We start from the raw sequence: 18,869 nt of genomic DNA, 5'->3' as shown, positions 1-18,869 counted from the left end.
TGACCGTGCTCGTGGCGGCTGCCCACCGCCCGGGTTTGGCCAAATGCCCGGCTCGCGACCGCTATTGGTGGCGCCAGTGGCCGTGGACCTGCTGCACGTCTGCCTCTAGCACCTCACGCAAATCGTTGTGTACACCGAGATCTGTTCTCGTAGATCGGCGATGTCGGTGCCCAGTCGCTCGGCCGTCTCGGGTAGCCGGATGCCGGGCACTGCTGTGGCGAGGCGGAGTGCGTCCTCGTGCAATGGGCACGCCAGCGGGGTGGCGCCCTGTGGGTCCCGTGGCGTCGCCGATACGTCGGCCTGCGACGGCAGCGCGACCACCGATTTGTCGGACACAATCGTGCAGTCCACGACTGCCTCAAGAGCCCCGCAAGGGACCCCGAATGGTCGATGGCCGGTTTCCTCCTCTTGCGGCCGGGCGCGCGGATACCAACAGGTCGAAGGCGGGCAGAACTCCTCTTCACCGTGACAGCCGCGAGGGGGGCCGTCTGTCTGTGGACTGGGCCACGACCGTGACCACGATCGGCGGCGTGGCAGCCGCGCATCGGCGTGCTGGCTGGCTCACTGCTCACGAGCCGGGCCAATCGAATGCACTGGTCACGCGACAAGCAGATCGACGCGTGTGCCTCCATCGTTGCCGAGTCCACGCGTATCCAGCTCGCCCTGCACCGGGCGTGGCGTCATGACGAACCTGTGGACTGGGCCCCCTGGAATGTGGCCTTGGGGGCGATCTGGCTGGTCGGCAGCCCGGCCGTTGTGGCGGCCGCTGCGGTCGTGGACCAGGTCTTCTGGGACCACAGAGAGCAGTTCATCCAGCAGACGGCCACCAGCGAACCGGCCTGGAAGGAAGCCAGGGACCGGATGGAAACGGCACGGCTGGACTTCATCAATGCGGCTCGACTGCAGGTCGATCCCCGACATAACCCGCTCAGCCAGGTGCCCATCAGCCGGCCTCCGTTGCCCCACGCCGCGGGACTCACACATGGCCATCCGCCGGCCGGTCGCTCCGCGCCGGACACGTCCAGGGTTTGATCCCGGTGGGGAGCGACCTAGCGACGATTTCCGGTCGGACGATTGGGAGTTGTGGTGCTATGCGTCGTTGGCGAACCTCATCTGGCCGAACCAGGTGCGGAAGGCGTACGTGAGCGCGAGCATCCCGGGGGAGAAGAGGCTGGCCCACCCCACCGCGAGCACGAAGGGCTGGACCCTGCCGACAGCACCTGATGGGTGTAGCCGGTCAAAGTGCGCACCACTGGACTCGCGGCGGGGTCCTGCAGCCGCCCCTCACCGTTGCAGCCGCTGCTGGCGAGCACGACCGCGGCGAGCGGCCCTTCGCCTGGTTTGGTCAACAGGGAGGCGATCAGGGACAGCAGGGCTGCCCCGAGCATCACCCTGCGACGACTCGACGTTGACGGTTCATGGTGCGCAACAAGGGGGGTCCTTTCAGCGGCGTCTCGTCCGAGCGGCTCCCCCGCTCCGCTCGTTCGAGATCGCGTTCAATGTTCGTACTTGTGGATGGATGGAGGCTCGCTGGGTTCGGCCTCAAAGGGTCGACACCGGCGCGTCCGTCGGCCCGCTGCTCGGTGGCCTGTTACCGCTCGTGGGCCTCGGCACCGCCTGCCTCGCCCGTGGCGGCGTCTTGTCACCCGCGTCCTGACCGGTTCTGCAGGCTTTCCCGTCCGGGGCGTGGAGACTCTTCGCGTGCGGCGGTAGGGGCTGCCCGAGGGGTTACGGGACGCCGGCGTGGGTCACTGGGTGTAGAAGGTGGCGTCGGCCCGGGCGGTCGTCGTGCTGACAGCCTGGACGTACAGCAGGTAGTTGTAGTGGCGGATGTAGCTGCCTGGCAGGTTGAACGACTCGTAGGAGACACCCGCGGAGTCCGCGAGGCCGGCCCGGGCGGTGAAGGAGACGTCACCGGCGAACAGCGACGTTCCGTCGTTCTTCTCCACCCACACCTCGGTGTTCTTGTGGCGCAGGAAGTAGCCGGGGAAGTTCGCCGACTCCAGGGAGACGGTGCCGGTGCCGGCCAGACCGGTGACGACGCGGAACTGCGAGTCGGCGAGCGGCGCGACGTTCGCCTCGATCTTGGCGCGGTACTCCCAGTGCCGGATGAACCGGTCGGGGTAGTTGTATGAGGAGAGTCGGATCGGGGTGAGGCCGTCGGCGACCGGGATGCCGAAGTCGGGGGTGCCGTCGGCCTTCCAGTAGATCTTCTGGACGCGGGTGCGGCGGTTGGGGTCGTTGAGCGGGGAACCGGTGATGTCCTTGTAGCTGCGGTCGTGGTAGACGAGGATGTCCGACTTGCCGTCCTCGGAGACCGTGAACTGGTTGTGCCCGGGGCCGTACTGGCTGGTGGCGGCGAAAGTGGCGAAGACCGGGTTCGCGGATTTGGCCCACGACGAGGCGCTGAGCAGGTCGGCGGAGGCGGAGGCGGTCAGCAGGCCCATGCAGTAGTTGGCGTCGGTGGCGGCGGCCGAGAAGGTCATGAAGACCTTGCCGTTCTTCTGGAGCACGGCCGGGCCCTCGTTGACCGTCTGGCCTCCGGCGAGTTCCCACGAGGCGGTCGGCCGGCTGATCATGACCGGGGTGCCGGTGATGGTCCACGGGCTGGACATCTGTGCGATGTAGATGTTGGTGCCGCGGCCGACGGCCGGGTCGTTCTGCGCCCAGGCGAGATAGCGGGTGCCGTTCACGGCGAAGGTCGTCGCGTCGAGCGAGAAGGTGTTCAGCGGCAGTACGATGCGCCCCTTCTCCGTCCAGGTACCCGTGATCGGGTTCGCGTCCGCGCACTCCAGCACGTAGGGCCGGATCCTCCAGACGTCCCACGAGGCGCCGGCGGCGAAGTAGATGTACCACTTGCCGTCGATGAAGTGGATCTCCGGGGCCCAGATGTAGCCGCCCATCTCACCGGTGGTGGGCCTGGTCCAGATGGTCGTCTCCGGGGCCGACGTGAGCCCCTGGATGGTGGTGGCCCGGCGCAGCACGATGCGGTCGTACTCCGGCACGGTGGCGGTGAAGTAGTAGAACCCGTCGGTGTGCTTGACGATGTGCGGGTCGGCCCGCTTTTCGGCGATGGTGTTCGTGTACGTCACACCGGGCGACGCGGGCACGGCGGCGTGGGCGGTTCCGGTCGAGACGCCGGTGACGGTGGCCGCGGCCGAGCCGGCGATGATGCCGAGGACCGTTCGACGGGTGAGGTCAGGTCTCACAGGGGTGCTCCCTCTGGTGCTGGCAGTGCGGTGGTCGATCCGTCGATGTCGGTATTTCGAACATCGTTCGTAGAATCGGTCAGAAGATAGGTTCTGCGTCTCCTCCGGTCAACGCTTCCGTCACACAAAGTCTCGTGATGCACAGATGTCACGATGACGCCGATCGATCCGGTCCGCGGGCGGCGATGATCGGATCTCCGCCGCACGCCGGAGGTCATCGCTCGAGGGGAAGTACCGCACCTGCCCGCCCTCGCTCACCAGGCCGCACTTCGCCTCGCGGCCATCCTCGTCCGGGCCGGTAGGGGCCCGGCTCCGCGGCCGAACTGATCACGGCGAGCCCGTCCGAGGCGCGTCACCGCCGCTCGAAGTCAGTACCGACCACCGGCGGCAAGAGCTATGACCTGGTCCACGCCGGAACCGACAACTCTTAGCGCACCAAGCTGGGTTCGACCTGGTTCCACCACACTGCCCTGGGCCTCGCCTCCACGACGACCAACGGCGTCGACACCGGACTCGTCCGCGAACCTGCGGGCACGTTGAATTCCATGACGACTGGGGGGAAGTCCTACTACTACCTCACCGACGCCACCGGCAACGTCCTCGGCCTCGTCGACGACGCGGGCAAGCGCACGCACACCTACGCCTACGGCCTCACCGTCCTGCCTCGCGGCACCACCGCCGAGGCCGTCGTTCCCCAGCCCCACCGCTACACCGGCGCATACGCCGACCAGACGGGCCTGTACAGGATGGGTCACCGCTACTACGACCCGTCCCTCGGCCGCTTCGCCCAACCCGACTCCTCCGGCCCCAGGTGGGGCTCCGGTTCGTCGGTTTCGGAGCCCCACCCCGTACTCGGAAAGGGCAAACAATGTCCCGCGCTGTTGCGTTCGCCGTTGCGGCGTTATGCGCTGTCACATGCGTCTTATGCCTGTTCACCCCGGGATCCGACAGTGACCCTCTCTACCTCGTTGCAATCCTCTCCGGCTTGATGGCTGTCATCTGCGGGGTGCAAGGACTCCGTACGCCCCAGTGATTGCAACGACGATTCGATCAATGCCGCTTGGTATCTCTCACATGGGCAACAACCACGACCGCGTCAACCGGTTCCGCGACACTGACCTCGACCAGTTGCGCGCCTCCGCCCGGGAGCGCCGCCCCAACGGCAAACGCTCCAAGATGGCGCCGACGTTACCGACCATCTCCACCATCACCGAAACCGCGCGCAGACCGAGACCGGGCGGACGCTGCTGCGGATCTACTGGTTCGACGGGGCGCCGGACCGGGTGCCCCAGCCCGGGCACCGGCGTTTGCGCGTGATGCCCCGGGTCACGGTGCGCCTGGGTCTGCTCTGTCGGCGCCAGGACTGCGGCCGGCAGCAGTGCTGCTGCGGGCGGCCAGTCCAGCAGCCATCAGGCGGTCAGGGCGGTGAAGGCGACGGTCAGCGACATCGTGACGCACAACAGCCGCCATGTCGCGGCCCATCGACGCCGCCCCACGGGCGACCGGATCAGCGACGGACGCGGTAACGGATGTGGGTGGCCTCCGGCGTGTCGATCACCTGGGCGATCTCTAGCTCGATCTCCGAGGGCAGGACGTCGAACAGCCGTCGTCCGCGGCCGAGCAGCACCGGGATCTGGTGGATCTGCACCTCGTCCAGGACGCCGGCTGCCAGCGCTCGTTGCCCCGTGTACGCACCGCGCACCTGCACCGTCTTGTCGCCGGCGGCGGCCTTGGCCTGGGCCATCGCGCTTTCGATCCCGTCGTTCACGTAGGTCACCAACGGATAGCCCCAACGGGCGGCCGGGCCGGGCGGGCGGTGACTGGGCACGAAGATCGGCAGACCTCCATGATCACCGCCCCAGTGATCCATGAGTTCGGCAGTCCGCCGACCGGCGAGTACCGCACCGGCCGCGTTCCACTCCTCCTGGAACCGCGCGGCGGTGCGAGCGGACTCGCCCTTGGCGTCGGCCCACTTGTGCAGCCGCTCGCCGTCCTCACCACCGAGGAAGTCGTCAGGGTCGGCGATGTACCCGTCGAGAGACACCGACATATCGAGCACTGATGTAGACACTTCAGTCTCCTGTTGTATCGATCCAGACTGGTTTCAACGCTGTAGACCTGGCATGGCTGCCTCACTCATCGGGCACAGAGTTTTGGATCTTTGTTCGTAGGCGATCGGGCTGATCTGACCGATGCTGGAGTGTCTCGTTCTGGTGCCCACGGCTCGCGTTGAACGATTTCGCGGCGGCATTGTTCGCGCTGGTCCCCACCGCGGCGCGGGAGCGGACCACGTCCAGCTCCTCGCAGACTGCGCAAAGTCCCTCGCGGCGTATCGCGCTCGGTTGACAGGAAAGACCGCCCAGTCCAGGCATCCGCCCCGAATCGCCGCGGCGGCCTTGAGCGCGTTCGTGACCAGCTCCGTGCGCATGTGGGGAGCGATGGGCCAGCCCACAGCCGCTTCAAGTACCGGTCAACACCGTCACTAGGTGTAGGAATTGGCCCCCACCGTCGGCCAGACAGGTGATGTCGCCGACGTAGCGGGTATTCGGCGCGGCTACGGCATGTTACCGGCCTGTACGTCTCGTACACGTACGACCTGGCCGCGGGCGGCTCGGTGGTCGCGGTCCTCACCGGCCTGTTCGCCCTTACCTGGTGTCTCGCACCCCGCCACGGCCTGCTCGCGAGACTCGTCCGACGCCCGGACCCCACTGCCGCCGTCCCACGTGCACGCAGGACGATGACGACCGACGAGCGGCCCCGCGCGCCGTGCGGGACTGCTCGTCGCGGTCGCCAGACGGGTGCGGGTGCCGCGTGGCTCCGGCTATTGCCCGCGGGTGCGACGGACAGACGCACGGGCGGCAGGTGCCGCGGCATCCGCCGCCCGTAGTGCACGGTCACTGTGGTCCGGGTGGAAGGCACGGCAGGTCTGGGGAGCCGATGTGCTCGCGCGACCGCGCATCGATGCCGGGGGAATCGGTTCGGACAGGTAACTGCTCACTACGCGAAGGGCAACAGATGACCAAGCTTGACTGACGTGAACTTGTTCCCTTTCCCGCATCCGGGCCGTGGCCGCGAGCGTTTCATCTCGCGGTGATCCGGCGGGCGGCCTCGTGCGACGGCTCGGTGTATGAGCGCACCTCTCGGCGGACGTGGCTCGCCGGCCCCAGACCGTCCAGCGCCTGGCCGATCTCCCGCCGCCCGCGCCCGTCCGGTGTCGCGTCCAGCAAGGTGACCGTCGCGCCGTCGATGTCGCCGGGACGTAGATTCGCCAGGTCGGTCACGTCGCGGACTCGTACGCCGAGCAGGGCGGCCTGTGTGACCGCGGTCCTGACCACGGGAGCGGATTTCTGGCCGGTGACCAGCAGCATGTCGGACTGGGTCAGTGCCGAGGCGACGACCGTGTGCACATCGTCCATGGTGTAGCACCATTCCCGTGGGTGCTGGCCTCGCAGGCGGGGATAGCGCTGTCGCAGTACGCGCAGGATCTCGGCCACCGCCGACACGGTGGCGCCGGGGGCGACGACGAACGCCACACGGTCAGGGTCGGTGACGGTGAGGAGTTCTGCTTCCCGTTGGGTCCGCAGCAGGACCGCGCCACCCCTGAGGGCCTGCGAAGGCCATGTCCCGGAGCCGGCGACCGGTACTCCCGTGACAACCACTTCGTCGCCCCGGTCGAGGAAGCGGCGCAGCGCGCGCTGGGCGTTCCCGGTCGCGGGGCACGCGGCGTCGGCAGGGCAGCCGCACGGCTGCCATGGGCCGTGGGCGCTGGTTGTCTGTGACGGCAGAGGGGGACCCGGCTTGCCAGCGCCGTCGGCGGCGCCCACGGTGGTGGGAGCGACCACGTACAGCAGTCGGCGCGTGCGAAGTACGGCCCGCCAGGACTCGATCTCCCGGCACGCGAATGCGATCGCGGCAGGGTCGCGGCTGTGCGCCGCGAGGGCGAGTCCGCGATGTCCACCTTCCGGTTTCTCGTAGGAGACGGTGAAGACCGTGGTCGGTGCCGCCGGTCGGGCGTCCGACAGGTCCGTGCTCGATAACGAAAGGCTGTCGGCGATGAAGCCCGCTCGCCGGGCGCGCTCGGCGAGCAAATGGTGCGCCGGGCAGTCGACCAGGCCGCGTGTGGGGTGCCTGAAGGCTCTGGCCACTGTCAGCGCACCCGGAGTGACGGGCAGGCTGGTGGCGTGGAGTGCTTCAAAGAGGACGCTTCGGTTCATTTTCCTGGTGTGGTCAGTAGCACGGTCGTGGGAGGAAGGATGGAAAGGTGCGGGCCGCATCACCATCCAACAGGCCCGAATCATGCCCTTTCCACCCTGATTTCTGATTTCACCCTGCTGGGGCAGTGCCGAAGAGGGCGCGGCACTCCGCGCAGGCGCTCAGAGGGTGGGACCGGGGCGACGCCCCCGGTCGCCGCCACTGGCGCCTGAGCGCATCCGACGTGTGCGTGCGAGCAGCGCCCTGGCCGCGGGGTGTGAGGCGTGGGGCCGGAGTGTGGAGGTCAAGGTACGCAGCCGGTCGTCGGCGCGAGCGCTGTGTATGTGGGGGTATGCATCGAGGAAGCTGTGCCAGGCCAGGCATGCCTGCTCAAGGTGGCCGGCCGCGAGCTGGACCTCGGCCAGTTCGGCGAGGACGAGGGCGCCGGAGCGGCGTTCGTCGGCCGGACGAGACCTTAAGGACAGGTCCAGCGCCCGGGCGGCCGCGTGGTTGTCGTTCCCGCCCCTGGCCACGGCGGCGTGCTGAAGAGCCAGGGAGCCGTGATGAAACGCTCCGACCGGTGAGGCGCCGCTCGACGACCTCTCCAGGCACCGCTCGGCCGTGGCCAACAGACGGGTGGTGGCGTGGGCGTCGCCGAGCCCCGCTCTGGTGACGGCCAACTGGCCATAGAGAAACGCTTGTTGGTGTGGTGGGACATGGCGTGCGCCCGTGCGTACGGCGGCTTCGGCCAGACGCTGGGCCTCGGTGAAGTGTCCCAGAGCGTGGGCCTGCACGCTCAGTCCGCGCAGGCCGAGCGCGTGTCCGACCGGGTCACCTGCCTCGCGGGCGAGGTCCACGCTGGTGAGGTAGAGGCGCTGCGCGGCGGCATGGAGGTTCATGTCGAAGTGGGCGAACGCGCAGAGATAGGTGAGCTGTGCGGCCACGGTGAACAGCTCGCGTCGGACGGCGGGTCTCATGTCGCACCTGAGCCAGGGCAGTAGCGTCGTCGAGAGGAACTGGCGCAGGGGCTCGCGTATCGGTCCGGCCCCGAAGGAGGCGTCGGCTCGGGAGAAGAGGGTGAGCAGTTCCCTCGCGGAGGTCACGTGGGCCATGCCGACGCGGGTCAGCGGCTCGGACGCGGACGCCCACGGGCCTGTGCTGGACGGCGGTCCGTGCGGTACGGCCAGCGTCGCCAGAGAGTAAACGCCCAGGAGCGCGACGCTGCGCCGACCCGTGTCGCGCAGTATCCGGTCGAGGCGTTCCACGGCGCTCCCTTCGCCTGATGGCGTCCCGACGACGTGGTCCGACTGGCCGGGGCCGAGCAGACCAGTGTCCTCCGCTCGGACAGGTCTGCCGAGGTGCCGGGACAAGGCTTCGGCGACGAGGTCGGGGACGGGCGGGCGTGGGCGGCTGCCGGCCAGCCAGTGGGCGACCGCGGTGCGGTCGTAGTGACGTGGGGTTCCCTGGGCGGCGCCGAGCGAGTTGACCTGGCGCGCCAGGTGGGCACCGGTCCACCCGGCCTCGTTCAGGAGGACGCGCAGGGCCTGGTTCGGTGTACGGGGCGATCGCACGCTGCTCTTCCTGTCCCGCTCGACCGTTCGTCAGTGCTGGCGTTCAACACGCGCATGTGTTCAACAGGTTTGCCTCCCGCATACGCGCTGGAAGCGCTTTCGGTCGTGCAGGCTCAGGGTGTGGCTCCATTGGCGGCCGTGCACAGTGCGCACCGGTCGAGCACACGGTGCAGCCGTACGCCCCTTGTGCACAGCTGACCTGTCCGAACGGAAGGGTGTGAGATGCACACCAGCACCGCGCTCAGACCGGGTCGTCCGTCCGACTGGAGGCGTTCGGTCCATCTGTTCCCAGGACAAGGGGACTTCTCCGTCAGCTCTCTCTTGCGCACGGCCGGCGCCGACGGCGGGGTGCTCTCCGCCGTCCGCCAGGTCTTCCGACAGGTCGACGCCATCGCGGTCGAACGCGGTCTGCCTCCGCTCGGCCCGTGGCTGCTGGGACCGCGTCCACCCAGCGGCCGGGAGCTCGCCCACGCGGCCACCGGGGTCGCTCAACTCGCGCTGTTCGGCGCGTCGGTGGCGGTGCACCGGGCGTTGTGCCATGCCTATGGAGCGCCGTCGGCTGTCGTCGGAGTGAGCTTCGGCGAAATTGCCGCCCTGACCGCCGCCGGAGTGCTCACCGTCCACGACGGCGCACGCGCGGCCCATGACCTCTCCCTCGTGCTCGCCTCCTGCCCCGGCGGCCTGACCCTTCTCTCCTGCTCGGAGCCCGCCGCCCGCCGTCTGCTGGAGCGGGCGGGGGCGGCGGACGCGGTGGTGGCCGTGGTCAACGACGATCGGTCAGTGGTGGTCGCCGGCCCCGTACCGGACCTGGTCCGCGTCGAGAAGGCGGCCGCGGACTCGGACGTGCCCACCGCGCGGCTGCGCCTGCCGTTCTCCTCCCACCACCCGTCGCTCGCCCCTCAGGCCGAGGCGTTCGCCGCGTCGCTGCGCGCCCGCACCTGGTCCGAGGGCCGCTTCCCTGTGTACTCCGCCGTGGCCGGACGCTGCTACCGCCCGGACGACGACCTGCCCAGGCGCCTGGCCGACTGCCTGGTGCGGCCCGCCGTCGTGCCCCCTGTCCTGCGCCAGGCTGCCGGGCGGCTGCCGGACGTCCTCTTCGAAGCGGGTACCGGCGACGCCCTGGCCACCAGTGCCCGCAGGGTGCTGCCCGCGGACACCGCGCCACCCGTCCACGCGCCTCTCTCGGAACCCGACTTCCCCTGGTGACCCCCGCTCCCCGACCTGGAGAACCAGCGATGCCCCTCGCGTCCCTGCCTGCGGCCACCCGTGATGAGATACGACGACTCCTCCACGGCCCCTGCGACTCCTCCTTCCTCTCCTCACTGCACAAGGCCCTCACCGCCGGATACGGCCCCGATGCCGGGACAGGCGACCACGACGGCGGTCAACTGCTCTACCGCCTGGGGCTGCTGGGCGGAACCCTGCCGACGGCGGACCTCCTCCTCGACGATCCGGCGCGACTGGCCGCTGTCCACGCCTGGGCTGCCGTCGCCGACCCGTCCCTGTGCCTGGCGGCCCTGGTCCACCATCTGCTCTGCCTGGGGTCCATGGCCCAACTCGCCGACGGTCAGGGCGAACACCTGAGGCCACGGATGGAGGCGCTGCGTGCAGGCCGGTCCAAGGGCGTCTACCTGATCACCGAGGCAGGCCAGGCCAACAGCCACCTCGCCACCCGGACGCGCGCGGAACTCGACCGGGCCACGGGAGAGTTCGTCCTGCACACGCCGGACCTGCAGGCCGCCAAGTTCGGCAGCGCCGGAACCCTGGACGTACCGCAGACGGCCGTGGTGCTCGCACGTCTGGTCACGGACGGCACCGACTGCGGGGTCTTCGCGTTCGTGGTCGACCTGACCGGCGACGACGGACTGCTTCCCGGCGTCGAGGTCTCCTCGCCGCTCGGGCTGGGCGCGCTGCCTCTCGACTACGGCCTGGTGCGCTTCCATCACGTCCGGGTGCCGTACGCCGACTGGCTGGCCGACGGTGCGGGCATCGGAGCCGACGGCTCGTTCCACGATCCGGCCGGATCGAGCGAGCGACGCCTGCAGCGCACCCTGCGGGTGGGGCAGGGCCTGTGGGCGACCATCCCCTCGGTCGCGGCCGCGACCGCGCGCCAGTCGGCCGTCCAGGCCGTCAACTACGCGCGGCAGCGCCGCACTCAGGGAAGGCTGGCTCCCGGTGTCCCGTTGCTCGCGTACCGGACCCAGCAGCGCGCCGTACTGGGGGCGTTGGCCGACGCGTTCGCCCTGACGTGCGCCGCCGAGGGGGCCCGCACCATGTGGACGCGGTCCCTCGCGGCCCCTGCGGATCGGGCCGAGAATGGGGCCGAGGCGATGGGGTTCACACCGTGGGCCGCTGTCCACCGGCCGCTGGCCGCGTACAAGGCCGCCACGGTCCGGCTGGCCGCTGGCGTCGCGGCCGACTGCCAGAGCCGCTGCGGCTTCTCCGGGCACCTCGATGTGAATGGCCTGGCCGCGTACCACGGCTTCCACCACGCCTTCGACGCTGCCGGCGGGGACAGCCAGCTCATTTTCTACGACGTCGGCCGCGCCCTCGTCGAAGAGGGGGGACAGCCGTCAGAGGCACCCCCTTCAGTACCACCCGCCTCTCCACACTGGTGGCCCGTGACCGTACGCCGGCATCAGAACCGCCTGGCCCGGCATCTGGCGGAGCAGTTGCGCACCACGGACCCCAGCACGCCGTTCGACGCCTGGAATCCGCTGCTGGAGGACGTCGGCCGGCTCGGTGAGGTCTACGCGCACGCGCTCGTGGCCGAGGATGTCACCCGGACACTGGACGCGATACGCGATCACGACCTGGCCCAGGCCCTGCGGCCGCTGGCGGCCCTGCACGGTGTCATGGCCGCCCGCCGCTGGTCCGGTTCACTGCTCGCCCACGAGTCGCTGCGAGCGGAGGACATCCGGGCGCTGTCCGCGGTCGCGGACGAGTTGTGCGACGCGGTCGGGCCCCATCTGCCGTTGCTGACGGAGGCGTTCGCCCATCCCGGCGACGTGGTGTGCGCCCCGTTGGCCGCCACGGACTACGACACCGCGCTGCACGCCACGCTCACCTGGACCCGAGGAGGCACAAAATGACGGGCGAGCGCCGTATCGGCGTCATCGGCATGGGCACCCACCTGCCGCCGACGATACGCACCAACGCCGAGGTCGCGGAAGGCGCCGGCGTGACGGCGGAGTGGATCAGCGAACGCACCGGTGTCCTCAAGCGCCATGTGGCCGAACCGGATGAGGCGGCCTCGGACCTGGCCGCACGCGCGGTCCGGGCGGCGGCCGAGGCCGCCGGTGTCGCCATCACCGACATCGGCCTGCTGGTCTGCGGCACCTCGACCCCCGACGAACTGGGACCGTCGACCGCTTGCCGGATCCAGACCCTGGTGGGTGCCTCCGGCGCCGTCGCCCTCGACGTCAGCGCCGCCTGCTCGGGCTGGCTCTTCGCGGCCAAGGTGGCGCACGACTGGCTGCGGGGCGGCGAGGAGATTCGGTACGCGGCCGTGGTGGGCGTCGAGACGTACTCGAAGTTCCTCGACCCGGCCGACCGGGGTACCGCCGTGCTGTTCGCCGACGGGGCTGCCGCAGCCATCCTGGGACCGGTGGCCGACGCGCAGGGATTCACCCACTTCAGCCTCGGCTCCGACGGAGCCCTCGCCGACCGCGTCCTCATCCCGGCGGGCGGTAGCCGCCGGCCGGCCAGCGGGGCCACGCTCGCCGCCCGCGACCACTGCATCCGTATGGACGGCCGCACCATCGGCCGATTCATCACCGACGTCTTCCCCCAGCTCATCACCGATGCCCTCGAACGGTGTGGGCTGGGCATCCAGGACGTCGACTGCGTCGTCGCCCACCAGCCCAACCCCGTACTGCTCAGGCGCATCGGCGCCGATCTCGGCATCCCCGCCGACCGTCTGGTCGTCGTCGGCGACGAGGTCGGCAACATCGGTGCCGCCAGCACGCCGTACGCGCTCGCCCGAGCCGCGGCCCGCGGGCAGCTGAAGCCCGGCGACCGTGTCCTCCTGGCCGTCTTCGGCGCAGGCATGACCTGGGGAAGCGTATTCCTCACCTGGAGCGGGGCGCACGCCATCGCCTCGGAGGCGACCGGTGTAACGCCCGCCACCACGACCGCACCCTTGATCGCACAGCCGTCCGAAACCGAAGGAGTCGTTCGATGAACGCTATGGACCTGTTCCGCCTGGACGGCGCCCGCGCGCTGGTGACGGGTGCCTCCCGGGGCATCGGCAAGGCCGTCGCCGAGGCCCTGGCCGACGCGGGCTGCGATCTGGCGGTGACCGCCCGGACGCTGCCCGCCCTCGAGGGCACCGCGCGGGCGGTGGAGGACCGGGGCCGCAAGGCCGTGGCCCTCGCCGGGGACCTCGCGGAGCCGGGCGTCGCCGCGGACCTCGTCGAGGGGGCGGCTACCGCACTCGGCGGCCTGGACATCGTCGTCCACAACGCGGGCACCCTCCCGACGGCAGAGGACGGAAACCCTCTGCTGGCACCGCTCCAGCACGCCCGTCAGAAGGACTGGGACACCGTCGTCACCGTCAACCTCAACGCCACGGCCGCGCTGTGCCGGGCCACCCACCCCCACCTGGCCGCCTCGGACCGCGCCAGCCTGATCCTGATGTCCTCCGTCGCCGGACTCGTCGGCACCCCGATGATGGAGGCGTACGCCGCCACCAAGGCGGCCCAGCTCTCCCTCACCCGCAGCCTCGCGGTCGGCTGGGCGCGTCAGGGCATCCGCGTCAACGCGCTGTGCCCCGGCTGGACACGCACCGACATGACCGCCTTCGCCAGCGGGCCCGGCCCCCTCTCGGACTGGCTGACCAGCCATGTCCCCCTCGGTCGGTGGGCCACCGCGGACGAGGTGGTCGGCGCCACGGTCTTCCTCGCCTCCCCGGCCTCGTCGTACGTGACCGGGCACGCGCTCGTCGTCGACGGCGGCCTGGCTGTACCCGACGGCGGCCTGGCCGGCTACCCGAAACCGGCCTCGCCGTTCGCCGCGGCGTGAACGCCCACGAGAGGACCTTCATGCGCCCGGCTCCGCCCACCGCGGTCATCACCGGAATCGGCGCCTGTCTCCCGCCGCGCGTCGTCGACAACGACACGGTCGTCGCGCGCGGGGCCCTGCGCACGGACGACGCCTGGATCCGCGACCGCACCGGCATCGCACGCCGCCGGCACGCCGACCCCGGCACCAGCACCGGCGACCTGGCCGTCGGCGCGGGGCGGGCGGCTCTCACCTCCGCCCCAGACCACCGCCCCGAGATGCTCGTGCTGGCCACCGGCACACCCGACCATCCCTGCCCCGCCACGGCTCCTGCGGTCGCCCACCGGCTGGGCCTGGGCACCATCCCCGCCTTCGACATTTCCGCGGTGTGCTCCGGCTTCCTGTACGCGCTGGCCACGGGGACGGCCCTCGTCCGCAGCGGCACTTGCCCCACCGTCCTGGTGATCGCCGCCGACACCTACACCACCATCGTCAATCCCGCGGATCGGGAGACGGCGCCGATCTTCGGTGACGGCGCCGGCGCCGTGCTGCTGGCGCCGGGCACCCCGGACGAACCGGGAGCCGTCACCGCCGTCGACCTCGGAGCAGACGGCAGCGGCAGTGACCTCATCACCGTCCCGTACGGCGGGTCCCGTCACCCGCAGCGCCTGCCGCCGCCGGAACCGGACGCCCGCTGCTTCCGCATGCAGGGCCGTGCGGTCTACGCCCACGCGGTCCGCCGGATGACGCAGTCCGCGGGATCCGCCCTCCGCCAGGCCGAGTGGGCAGCGGAAACCGTACGGGCCTTCGTCGGCCACCAGGCCAACCAGCGCATCCTGGACTCCGTCGGCGACCGCCTGGGCATCGCCCCCGCCCACCGGTTCGGCAACATCGGCGAACTCGGCAACACCGCGGCCGCCTCCATCCCGCTGGTCCTGGCCGACCCCGCCGTACATCAAGCAGTCGCCGCCGGTGAACGGTCACTGCTGACTGCCTTCGGCGGCGGACTCACCTGGGCCTCCGTTGCGCTGAACTGGCCCGCCGCCGTCCCCCGGTCCGAACCACCGCCCGCCGGCCTGGACACCACGCCCCTGTGCACCCCCGACCTCTCAAGGAGCCACCCGTGGACCGCGTCTACGAGCACCTCGTGACCCTCCTCTCCGACAAGTTCGAGGTCGACGCCGAACGCATCGGCCCCGAAGCCACCCTCGGCGACCTGGAGCTGGACTCCCTCGCCGTGGTGGAGCTGTACGTCACGCTTCAGGAGGAGTGGCAGATCCCGCTCGACGACTCCACCGCCAGTGCCGACCTCACCGTCGCCGAGGTGGCCTTCTCGGTGACCGCGCTGCTGGACGAGCCGGCATCCGCGCCCGGGCACGAGGCCGCGCAGTGAGCGAGACGATCGCGGTCACAGGCATCGGCCTGGTGACACCCGCAGGTGTCGGAACCGAGGCCACCTGGAAAGCCGTGCGCGCAGGAAGCCCCACCGCACAGGCCGACTCCTCTCTCAGTGGCGGCCCGGTGACCATGTCCTGCCGGGTACCAGGCCTGGAACCCGGGCCTGGACGGCTCTGGCGCTTCGACCCTGGCACCCGCTTCCTGCTCATCGCTGCCCGGGAAGCCCTCGACGCGGCCCGCCTGGACCCCACCGCATGGGACCCCGCGCGCGTGGCCGTGGTCGTCGGCACCGCCGCGGGCGGCATCGGCACCCTCGAAACCCAACACCGCAAACTGCTCACCACAGGCCCCGGCGTCCTCTCGCCCATGACGCTGCCGGCCTTCCTCCCCAACATGACCGCCGGCCATCTCGCCCTCGAACTAGGCGTCACCGGCCCCTCCCTGCAGACCTCCACAGCCTGCGCCTCGGGAGCGACGGCCCTGATCACGGCCTGTCTGCTCCTGCGGTCCGGGGCCTGCGACATCGCCCTCGCGGGCGGCACCGACGCCATGGTCACCCCCCTGTGTGCCGCCGCCTTCGCCAAGATGGGCGCACTGTCCCTGCGCAGCCACGACCCCGGCAGCGCCTCACGCCCCTTCGACAAGGACCGCGACGGCTTTGTCCTCGGCGAGGGCTGCGGGATGCTCGTCCTGGAGCGCGAGCGGCACGCCGTCGCCCGCGCAGCCCGTCCGCTGGCCCTGCTCGCCGGCCACGGCAGCACCAGCGACTCCCACCACCCCACGGCACCGCACCCGGAAGGAGCGGGACTGCGAGCCGCGACCCTGACAGCCCTCGAACAGGCCGGAGCCCGCCCGGACGACGTCGACCACATCAACGCCCACGGCACCAGCACCCCCCTCAACGACAGCGTGGAGGCGACCGTGATCCGGAAGCTCTATCCCCGCCGACCACCATCGGTCACGTCCGCCAAAGGAGTTCTGGGACACACCATGGGGGCCGCAGGCGCCATCGAGGCCGCCCTGACCGTCCTGAGCATCGTCAACGGCGCCGTGCCACCGACCGCCAACTTCACAGCACCGGACGACACCACCACCGGCATCGACATCGTGACGGCGACCACCCGGGTGCAACCCGTCCGTCTCGCCCTCAGCCACTCCCTAGGCTTCGGCGGACACAACACGGTCCTGGCCTTTGCGGCAGCCTGAAACCCTGAAACGTGGATCCACTCCTGGCAGCCGAACCGGTCCGCGGTGCGGAACATCACCGGGTGCGCGCCCGGACGCCGGGGTACCCGCGATGCTCCTGGAGGTCGACCGCGTCAACAAGCCCGTCGACGACCTGACGGCGAAGCCGCGCCACTACAGCGACTGGTTCGAGCTCCTGGCGCCGAAGGCCGACAAGGACCGTGAGCGGGCAGCCCGTCGGCAGGGTGCGGCCGTGCACGACTTCCGGCTGTGGTCGCGGATCTACCCGGCGACGGGGCGGGAGGGCTATGTGCCGGTGGCGTTCGTGTTCACGGGGAAGACCGCCGCGCAGCGGGCGAGCCGGATGCGGCGCCTGGAGCAGGCCGCACGCCGCTACTTCGCCGGCACCCCGTACCCGTGGGCCGGGTTCACGGCCGTCGACTACCACCCGGCGGTGCCCGTGGTCGTCACGGAGTTGGAGCGGATCACCGCCGACCCGGCCGGGGCCGCGGGCAGGGTGTGGCGGCGGCTCGGGCGTGAGGAGTGGCAGACGCTGAGCGAGGCCCTGGCGGTGCGTGCCTTGGTGAGCGCCTTGTCCAGGTGAGTGTCCACAAGGCCCGGCGAGCCGAAGACGATGACCAGGAGGTTGCCGGTGCGGATCGCCGTCTGCTTGACGACGCTGCGCTGCCCGCCTGCGGAGAGGGTGAGTAGCTGGCTCCACTGCTCGTCGCCGAGGTCCGGCGCGGCCGATTTCTCGGTGCCCATGTCGACGACCGTGCTCCCCGGAGCCACTTGGTACGAGGGGCAGGAGAGCATCGTGTCGACGACCTTCGAGATGCCGGTGGACTTTCGCGGCGCTGTCGGTGTGCGCTCCTCGCTCAACTCGGAGCTGTTGTTGCCGCCTGCTGCCCCCGTCGCTGGACGACTGGCTGCCCGAGGACCACCTGGCCCGGTTCGTCGCCGACCTGGTGGACGAGGTCCTGGACCTGGGACCTGTCCTGGCGGACTACACCGAGAAGCGCGGCTACCGCCCTACGACCCCAGACTGATGCTGCGTCTGTTGATCTACAGCTACACCACCGGGGTCTGCTCCTCTCGGGCGATCGAGCGCAAGTGCGCCGACGACATCGCGTTCCGGTTCCTGGCCGCCGACCAGGCCCCGGACTTCCGCTCCATCTCCCGGTTCCACCGCCACCTGGACGCCCTCGCCGACCTGTTCACCCAGTCGCTGCACCTGGCGACCAAGCTCGGCATGGTCAAGATGGGCCGCGTCGCACTGGGCGGCACCAAGCTCGAAGCGAACGCCTCCAAGCACAAGGCGATGGGCTACGGCCGCCTGGTCGACAAGGAGGAGCGGATCGAAGCCGAGATCGCCGCCCTGGAGGCCAAGGCCCAGGCTCTGCTGGCCGACGCCGAAGCCACCGACACCGCCGAGGACCAGAGCTCCGGCACGGACGGCAAGGACACCGATCTGCCCGCCGAGCTCGACCGGCGCGAGAAGCGCCTGAAGACCTCGGCAAACGTCGCTGAGACCAGCCAGGGCATCGACGCCGGCAAAAAGATCAAAGGTCGCAAACGGCGCCTGATCACGGACACGCTCGGTCTGGTACTGGCCGTCCTGGTCACCGCCGCGAACGTGCACGACACGGCCGGCGGCAAGCTCCTGCTCGATGACCTGGCTGCGGCTCACCCAGCGTGTCCAAGGTCTGGGCCGACGGCGGTTACCAGAACAGCATCTTCAACCACGGCGCCGGTCTGGGCATCGATGTCGAGGTGGTTCAGCGGCCACGGGCGAAGGGGTTCGAACCGCTGCCGAAGCGGTGGGTGATCGAGCGGACCTTCGGCTGGCTGATGCAGCACCGCCGCCTGGCCCGGGACTACGAAGCCCTGCCGCAGAGATCCCGCACGATGATCCACTGGGCCATGGCTAACAAAATATCCCGCGAACTGACCGGAGAATCCACACCAACCTGGCGAATCGAAACGGACATCCCACCCACATCGGCCTGAGTCCTGATCAGATGCCCTCTTAGGGGTCCTAACAGAAGTGAGTTGATCATGTGACTGTCGTTGCGATGGCTCGTTGGTGCAGTCGTGGGGAAGCACCAGCCGAAGCCATGGATTGTTTCGGATGAACTGTGGTCATTGATCGAGCCGTTGCTGCCCGAACCGGGTCCGAAACTGGTGGCGGGCCAGCCGCGAGTGCCGGACCGGGAAGCGTTGTGCGGGATCCTGTTCGTGCTGCACACCGGCATCCAATGGGAGTACCTGCCGCAGGAGTTGGGCTTCGGCTCGGGTATGACCTGCTGGCGTC

Annotated in this window: 15 protein-coding genes and 3 pseudogenes; 14 read left to right on the top strand and 4 right to left on the bottom strand. The window is 70.1% G+C overall.

Annotated features, from left to right (window positions below; all coding sequences use genetic code 11):
• Positions 1-588: 588 nt before the first annotated feature.
• Positions 589-1,032, top strand: coding sequence for a hypothetical protein (locus ACZ56U_RS31755; RefSeq protein WP_469087382.1), 444 nt, complete (start codon positions 589-591; stop codon positions 1,030-1,032).
• 716 nt (positions 1,033-1,748) lie between these two features.
• Here ACZ56U_RS31755 and ACZ56U_RS31750 read toward each other — a convergent pair.
• A complete protein-coding gene (locus ACZ56U_RS31750; RefSeq protein ID WP_469087516.1) occupies positions 1,749-3,173 on the bottom strand; it encodes a family 43 glycosylhydrolase in 1,425 nt (474 codons plus the stop codon).
• Between the two features lie 581 nt (positions 3,174-3,754).
• Here ACZ56U_RS31750 and ACZ56U_RS31745 point away from each other — a divergent pair.
• A complete protein-coding gene (locus ACZ56U_RS31745) occupies positions 3,755-4,198 on the top strand; it encodes an RHS repeat-associated core domain-containing protein (RefSeq protein WP_469087381.1) in 444 nt (147 codons plus the stop codon).
• A 222-nt stretch (positions 4,199-4,420) separates the two neighbouring features.
• Positions 4,421-4,564 (top strand): annotated as a pseudogene (locus ACZ56U_RS31740) (NYN domain-containing protein); the annotation flags it as partial.
• Between the two features lie 152 nt (positions 4,565-4,716).
• Here the strand turns inward: ACZ56U_RS31740 and ACZ56U_RS31735 are convergent.
• The 3 genes from ACZ56U_RS31735 to ACZ56U_RS31725 all read right to left on the bottom strand — a co-directional run bounded on the left by ACZ56U_RS31735 (position 4,717) and on the right by ACZ56U_RS31725 (position 8,971).
• Positions 4,717-5,280 (bottom strand): dihydrofolate reductase family protein, encoded by a 564-nt coding sequence (locus ACZ56U_RS31735; protein ID WP_469087380.1) that lies wholly within the window; start codon positions 5,278-5,280, stop codon positions 4,717-4,719.
• 1,009 nt (positions 5,281-6,289) lie between these two features.
• Entirely contained in the window at positions 6,290-7,354 is a 1,065-nt protein-coding gene (locus ACZ56U_RS31730) for a 4-hydroxy-3-methylbut-2-enyl diphosphate reductase (RefSeq protein WP_469087379.1), read from the bottom strand.
• 228 nt (positions 7,355-7,582) lie between these two features.
• Positions 7,583-8,971, bottom strand: a complete 1,389-nt coding sequence (locus ACZ56U_RS31725) for a tetratricopeptide repeat protein (RefSeq protein WP_469087378.1) — start codon at positions 8,969-8,971, stop codon at positions 7,583-7,585.
• Between the two features lie 222 nt (positions 8,972-9,193).
• Here ACZ56U_RS31725 and ACZ56U_RS31720 point away from each other — a divergent pair, with 222 nt between their 5' ends.
• The 11 genes and pseudogenes from ACZ56U_RS31720 to ACZ56U_RS31670 form a co-directional block, all read left to right on the top strand.
• A complete protein-coding gene (locus tag ACZ56U_RS31720; protein WP_469087377.1) occupies positions 9,194-10,177 on the top strand; it encodes an acyltransferase domain-containing protein in 984 nt (327 codons plus the stop codon).
• Positions 10,178-10,206: 29 nt separating this feature from the next.
• The gene (locus ACZ56U_RS31715; RefSeq protein ID WP_469087376.1) at positions 10,207-12,063 is read left to right on the top strand and encodes an acyl-CoA dehydrogenase family protein; all 1,857 of its coding nucleotides are present in this window, start codon (positions 10,207-10,209) and stop codon (positions 12,061-12,063) included.
• The gene (locus ACZ56U_RS31710; RefSeq protein ID WP_469087375.1) at positions 12,060-13,154 is read left to right on the top strand and encodes a 3-oxoacyl-ACP synthase III family protein; all 1,095 of its coding nucleotides are present in this window, start codon (positions 12,060-12,062) and stop codon (positions 13,152-13,154) included. The genes ACZ56U_RS31715 and ACZ56U_RS31710 overlap by 4 nt, the downstream gene beginning before the upstream one ends.
• Positions 13,151-13,993 carry an SDR family NAD(P)-dependent oxidoreductase gene (locus ACZ56U_RS31705; protein ID WP_469087374.1) on the top strand — a complete coding sequence of 281 codons (843 nt, stop codon included), beginning with the start codon at positions 13,151-13,153 and terminating at the stop codon, positions 13,991-13,993. The genes ACZ56U_RS31710 and ACZ56U_RS31705 overlap by 4 nt, the downstream gene beginning before the upstream one ends.
• A 20-nt stretch (positions 13,994-14,013) precedes the next feature.
• A complete protein-coding gene (locus ACZ56U_RS31700) occupies positions 14,014-15,123 on the top strand; it encodes a beta-ketoacyl-ACP synthase III (RefSeq protein ID WP_469087373.1) in 1,110 nt (369 codons plus the stop codon).
• Positions 15,096-15,365: an acyl carrier protein gene (locus ACZ56U_RS31695; protein WP_469087372.1), complete on the top strand. Its 270-nt coding sequence runs from the start codon at positions 15,096-15,098 to the stop codon at positions 15,363-15,365. The genes ACZ56U_RS31700 and ACZ56U_RS31695 overlap by 28 nt, the downstream gene beginning before the upstream one ends.
• On the top strand, positions 15,362-16,576 hold the full coding sequence (locus tag ACZ56U_RS31690; protein ID WP_469087371.1) for a beta-ketoacyl-[acyl-carrier-protein] synthase family protein: 1,215 nt from the start codon (positions 15,362-15,364) through the stop codon (positions 16,574-16,576). The genes ACZ56U_RS31695 and ACZ56U_RS31690 overlap by 4 nt, the downstream gene beginning before the upstream one ends.
• Positions 16,577-16,667: 91 nt before the next feature.
• Positions 16,668-17,159: a hypothetical protein gene (locus tag ACZ56U_RS31685; protein WP_469087370.1), complete on the top strand. Its 492-nt coding sequence runs from the start codon at positions 16,668-16,670 to the stop codon at positions 17,157-17,159.
• A 259-nt stretch (positions 17,160-17,418) separates the two neighbouring features.
• Positions 17,419-18,062, top strand: a pseudogene (locus ACZ56U_RS31680) (transposase); the annotation flags it as partial.
• Between the two features lie 33 nt (positions 18,063-18,095).
• Positions 18,096-18,565 (top strand): annotated as a pseudogene (locus tag ACZ56U_RS31675) (transposase); the annotation flags it as partial.
• Between the two features lie 111 nt (positions 18,566-18,676).
• A partial coding sequence (locus ACZ56U_RS31670; RefSeq protein ID WP_469087515.1) for a transposase occupies positions 18,677-18,869 on the top strand: 193 nt, incomplete at its 3' end.

The organism is Streptomyces sp. NPDC034103, from assembly GCF_055575395.1.
Note: the sequence above shows the minus strand (reverse complement) of the source record. Positions and strands in the feature narration are given on the sequence as shown.

Excerpts from the sequence above, each read along its gene's own strand:
- ACZ56U_RS31720 (WP_469087377.1), top strand. The coding sequence starts at position 9,194 with ATGCACACCAGCACCGCGCTCAGACCGGGTCGTCCGTCCGACTGGAGG.
- ACZ56U_RS31700 (WP_469087373.1), top strand. The coding sequence starts at position 14,014 with ATGCGCCCGGCTCCGCCCACCGCGGTCATCACCGGAATCGGCGCCTGT.
- ACZ56U_RS31685 (WP_469087370.1), top strand. The coding sequence starts at position 16,668 with ATGCTCCTGGAGGTCGACCGCGTCAACAAGCCCGTCGACGACCTGACG.
- ACZ56U_RS31745 (WP_469087381.1), top strand. The coding sequence starts at position 3,755 with ATGACGACTGGGGGGAAGTCCTACTACTACCTCACCGACGCCACCGGC.
- ACZ56U_RS31715 (WP_469087376.1), top strand. The coding sequence starts at position 10,207 with ATGCCCCTCGCGTCCCTGCCTGCGGCCACCCGTGATGAGATACGACGA.
- ACZ56U_RS31705 (WP_469087374.1), top strand. The coding sequence starts at position 13,151 with ATGAACGCTATGGACCTGTTCCGCCTGGACGGCGCCCGCGCGCTGGTG.
- ACZ56U_RS31710 (WP_469087375.1), top strand. The coding sequence starts at position 12,060 with ATGACGGGCGAGCGCCGTATCGGCGTCATCGGCATGGGCACCCACCTG.
- ACZ56U_RS31755 (WP_469087382.1), top strand. The coding sequence starts at position 589 with ATGCACTGGTCACGCGACAAGCAGATCGACGCGTGTGCCTCCATCGTT.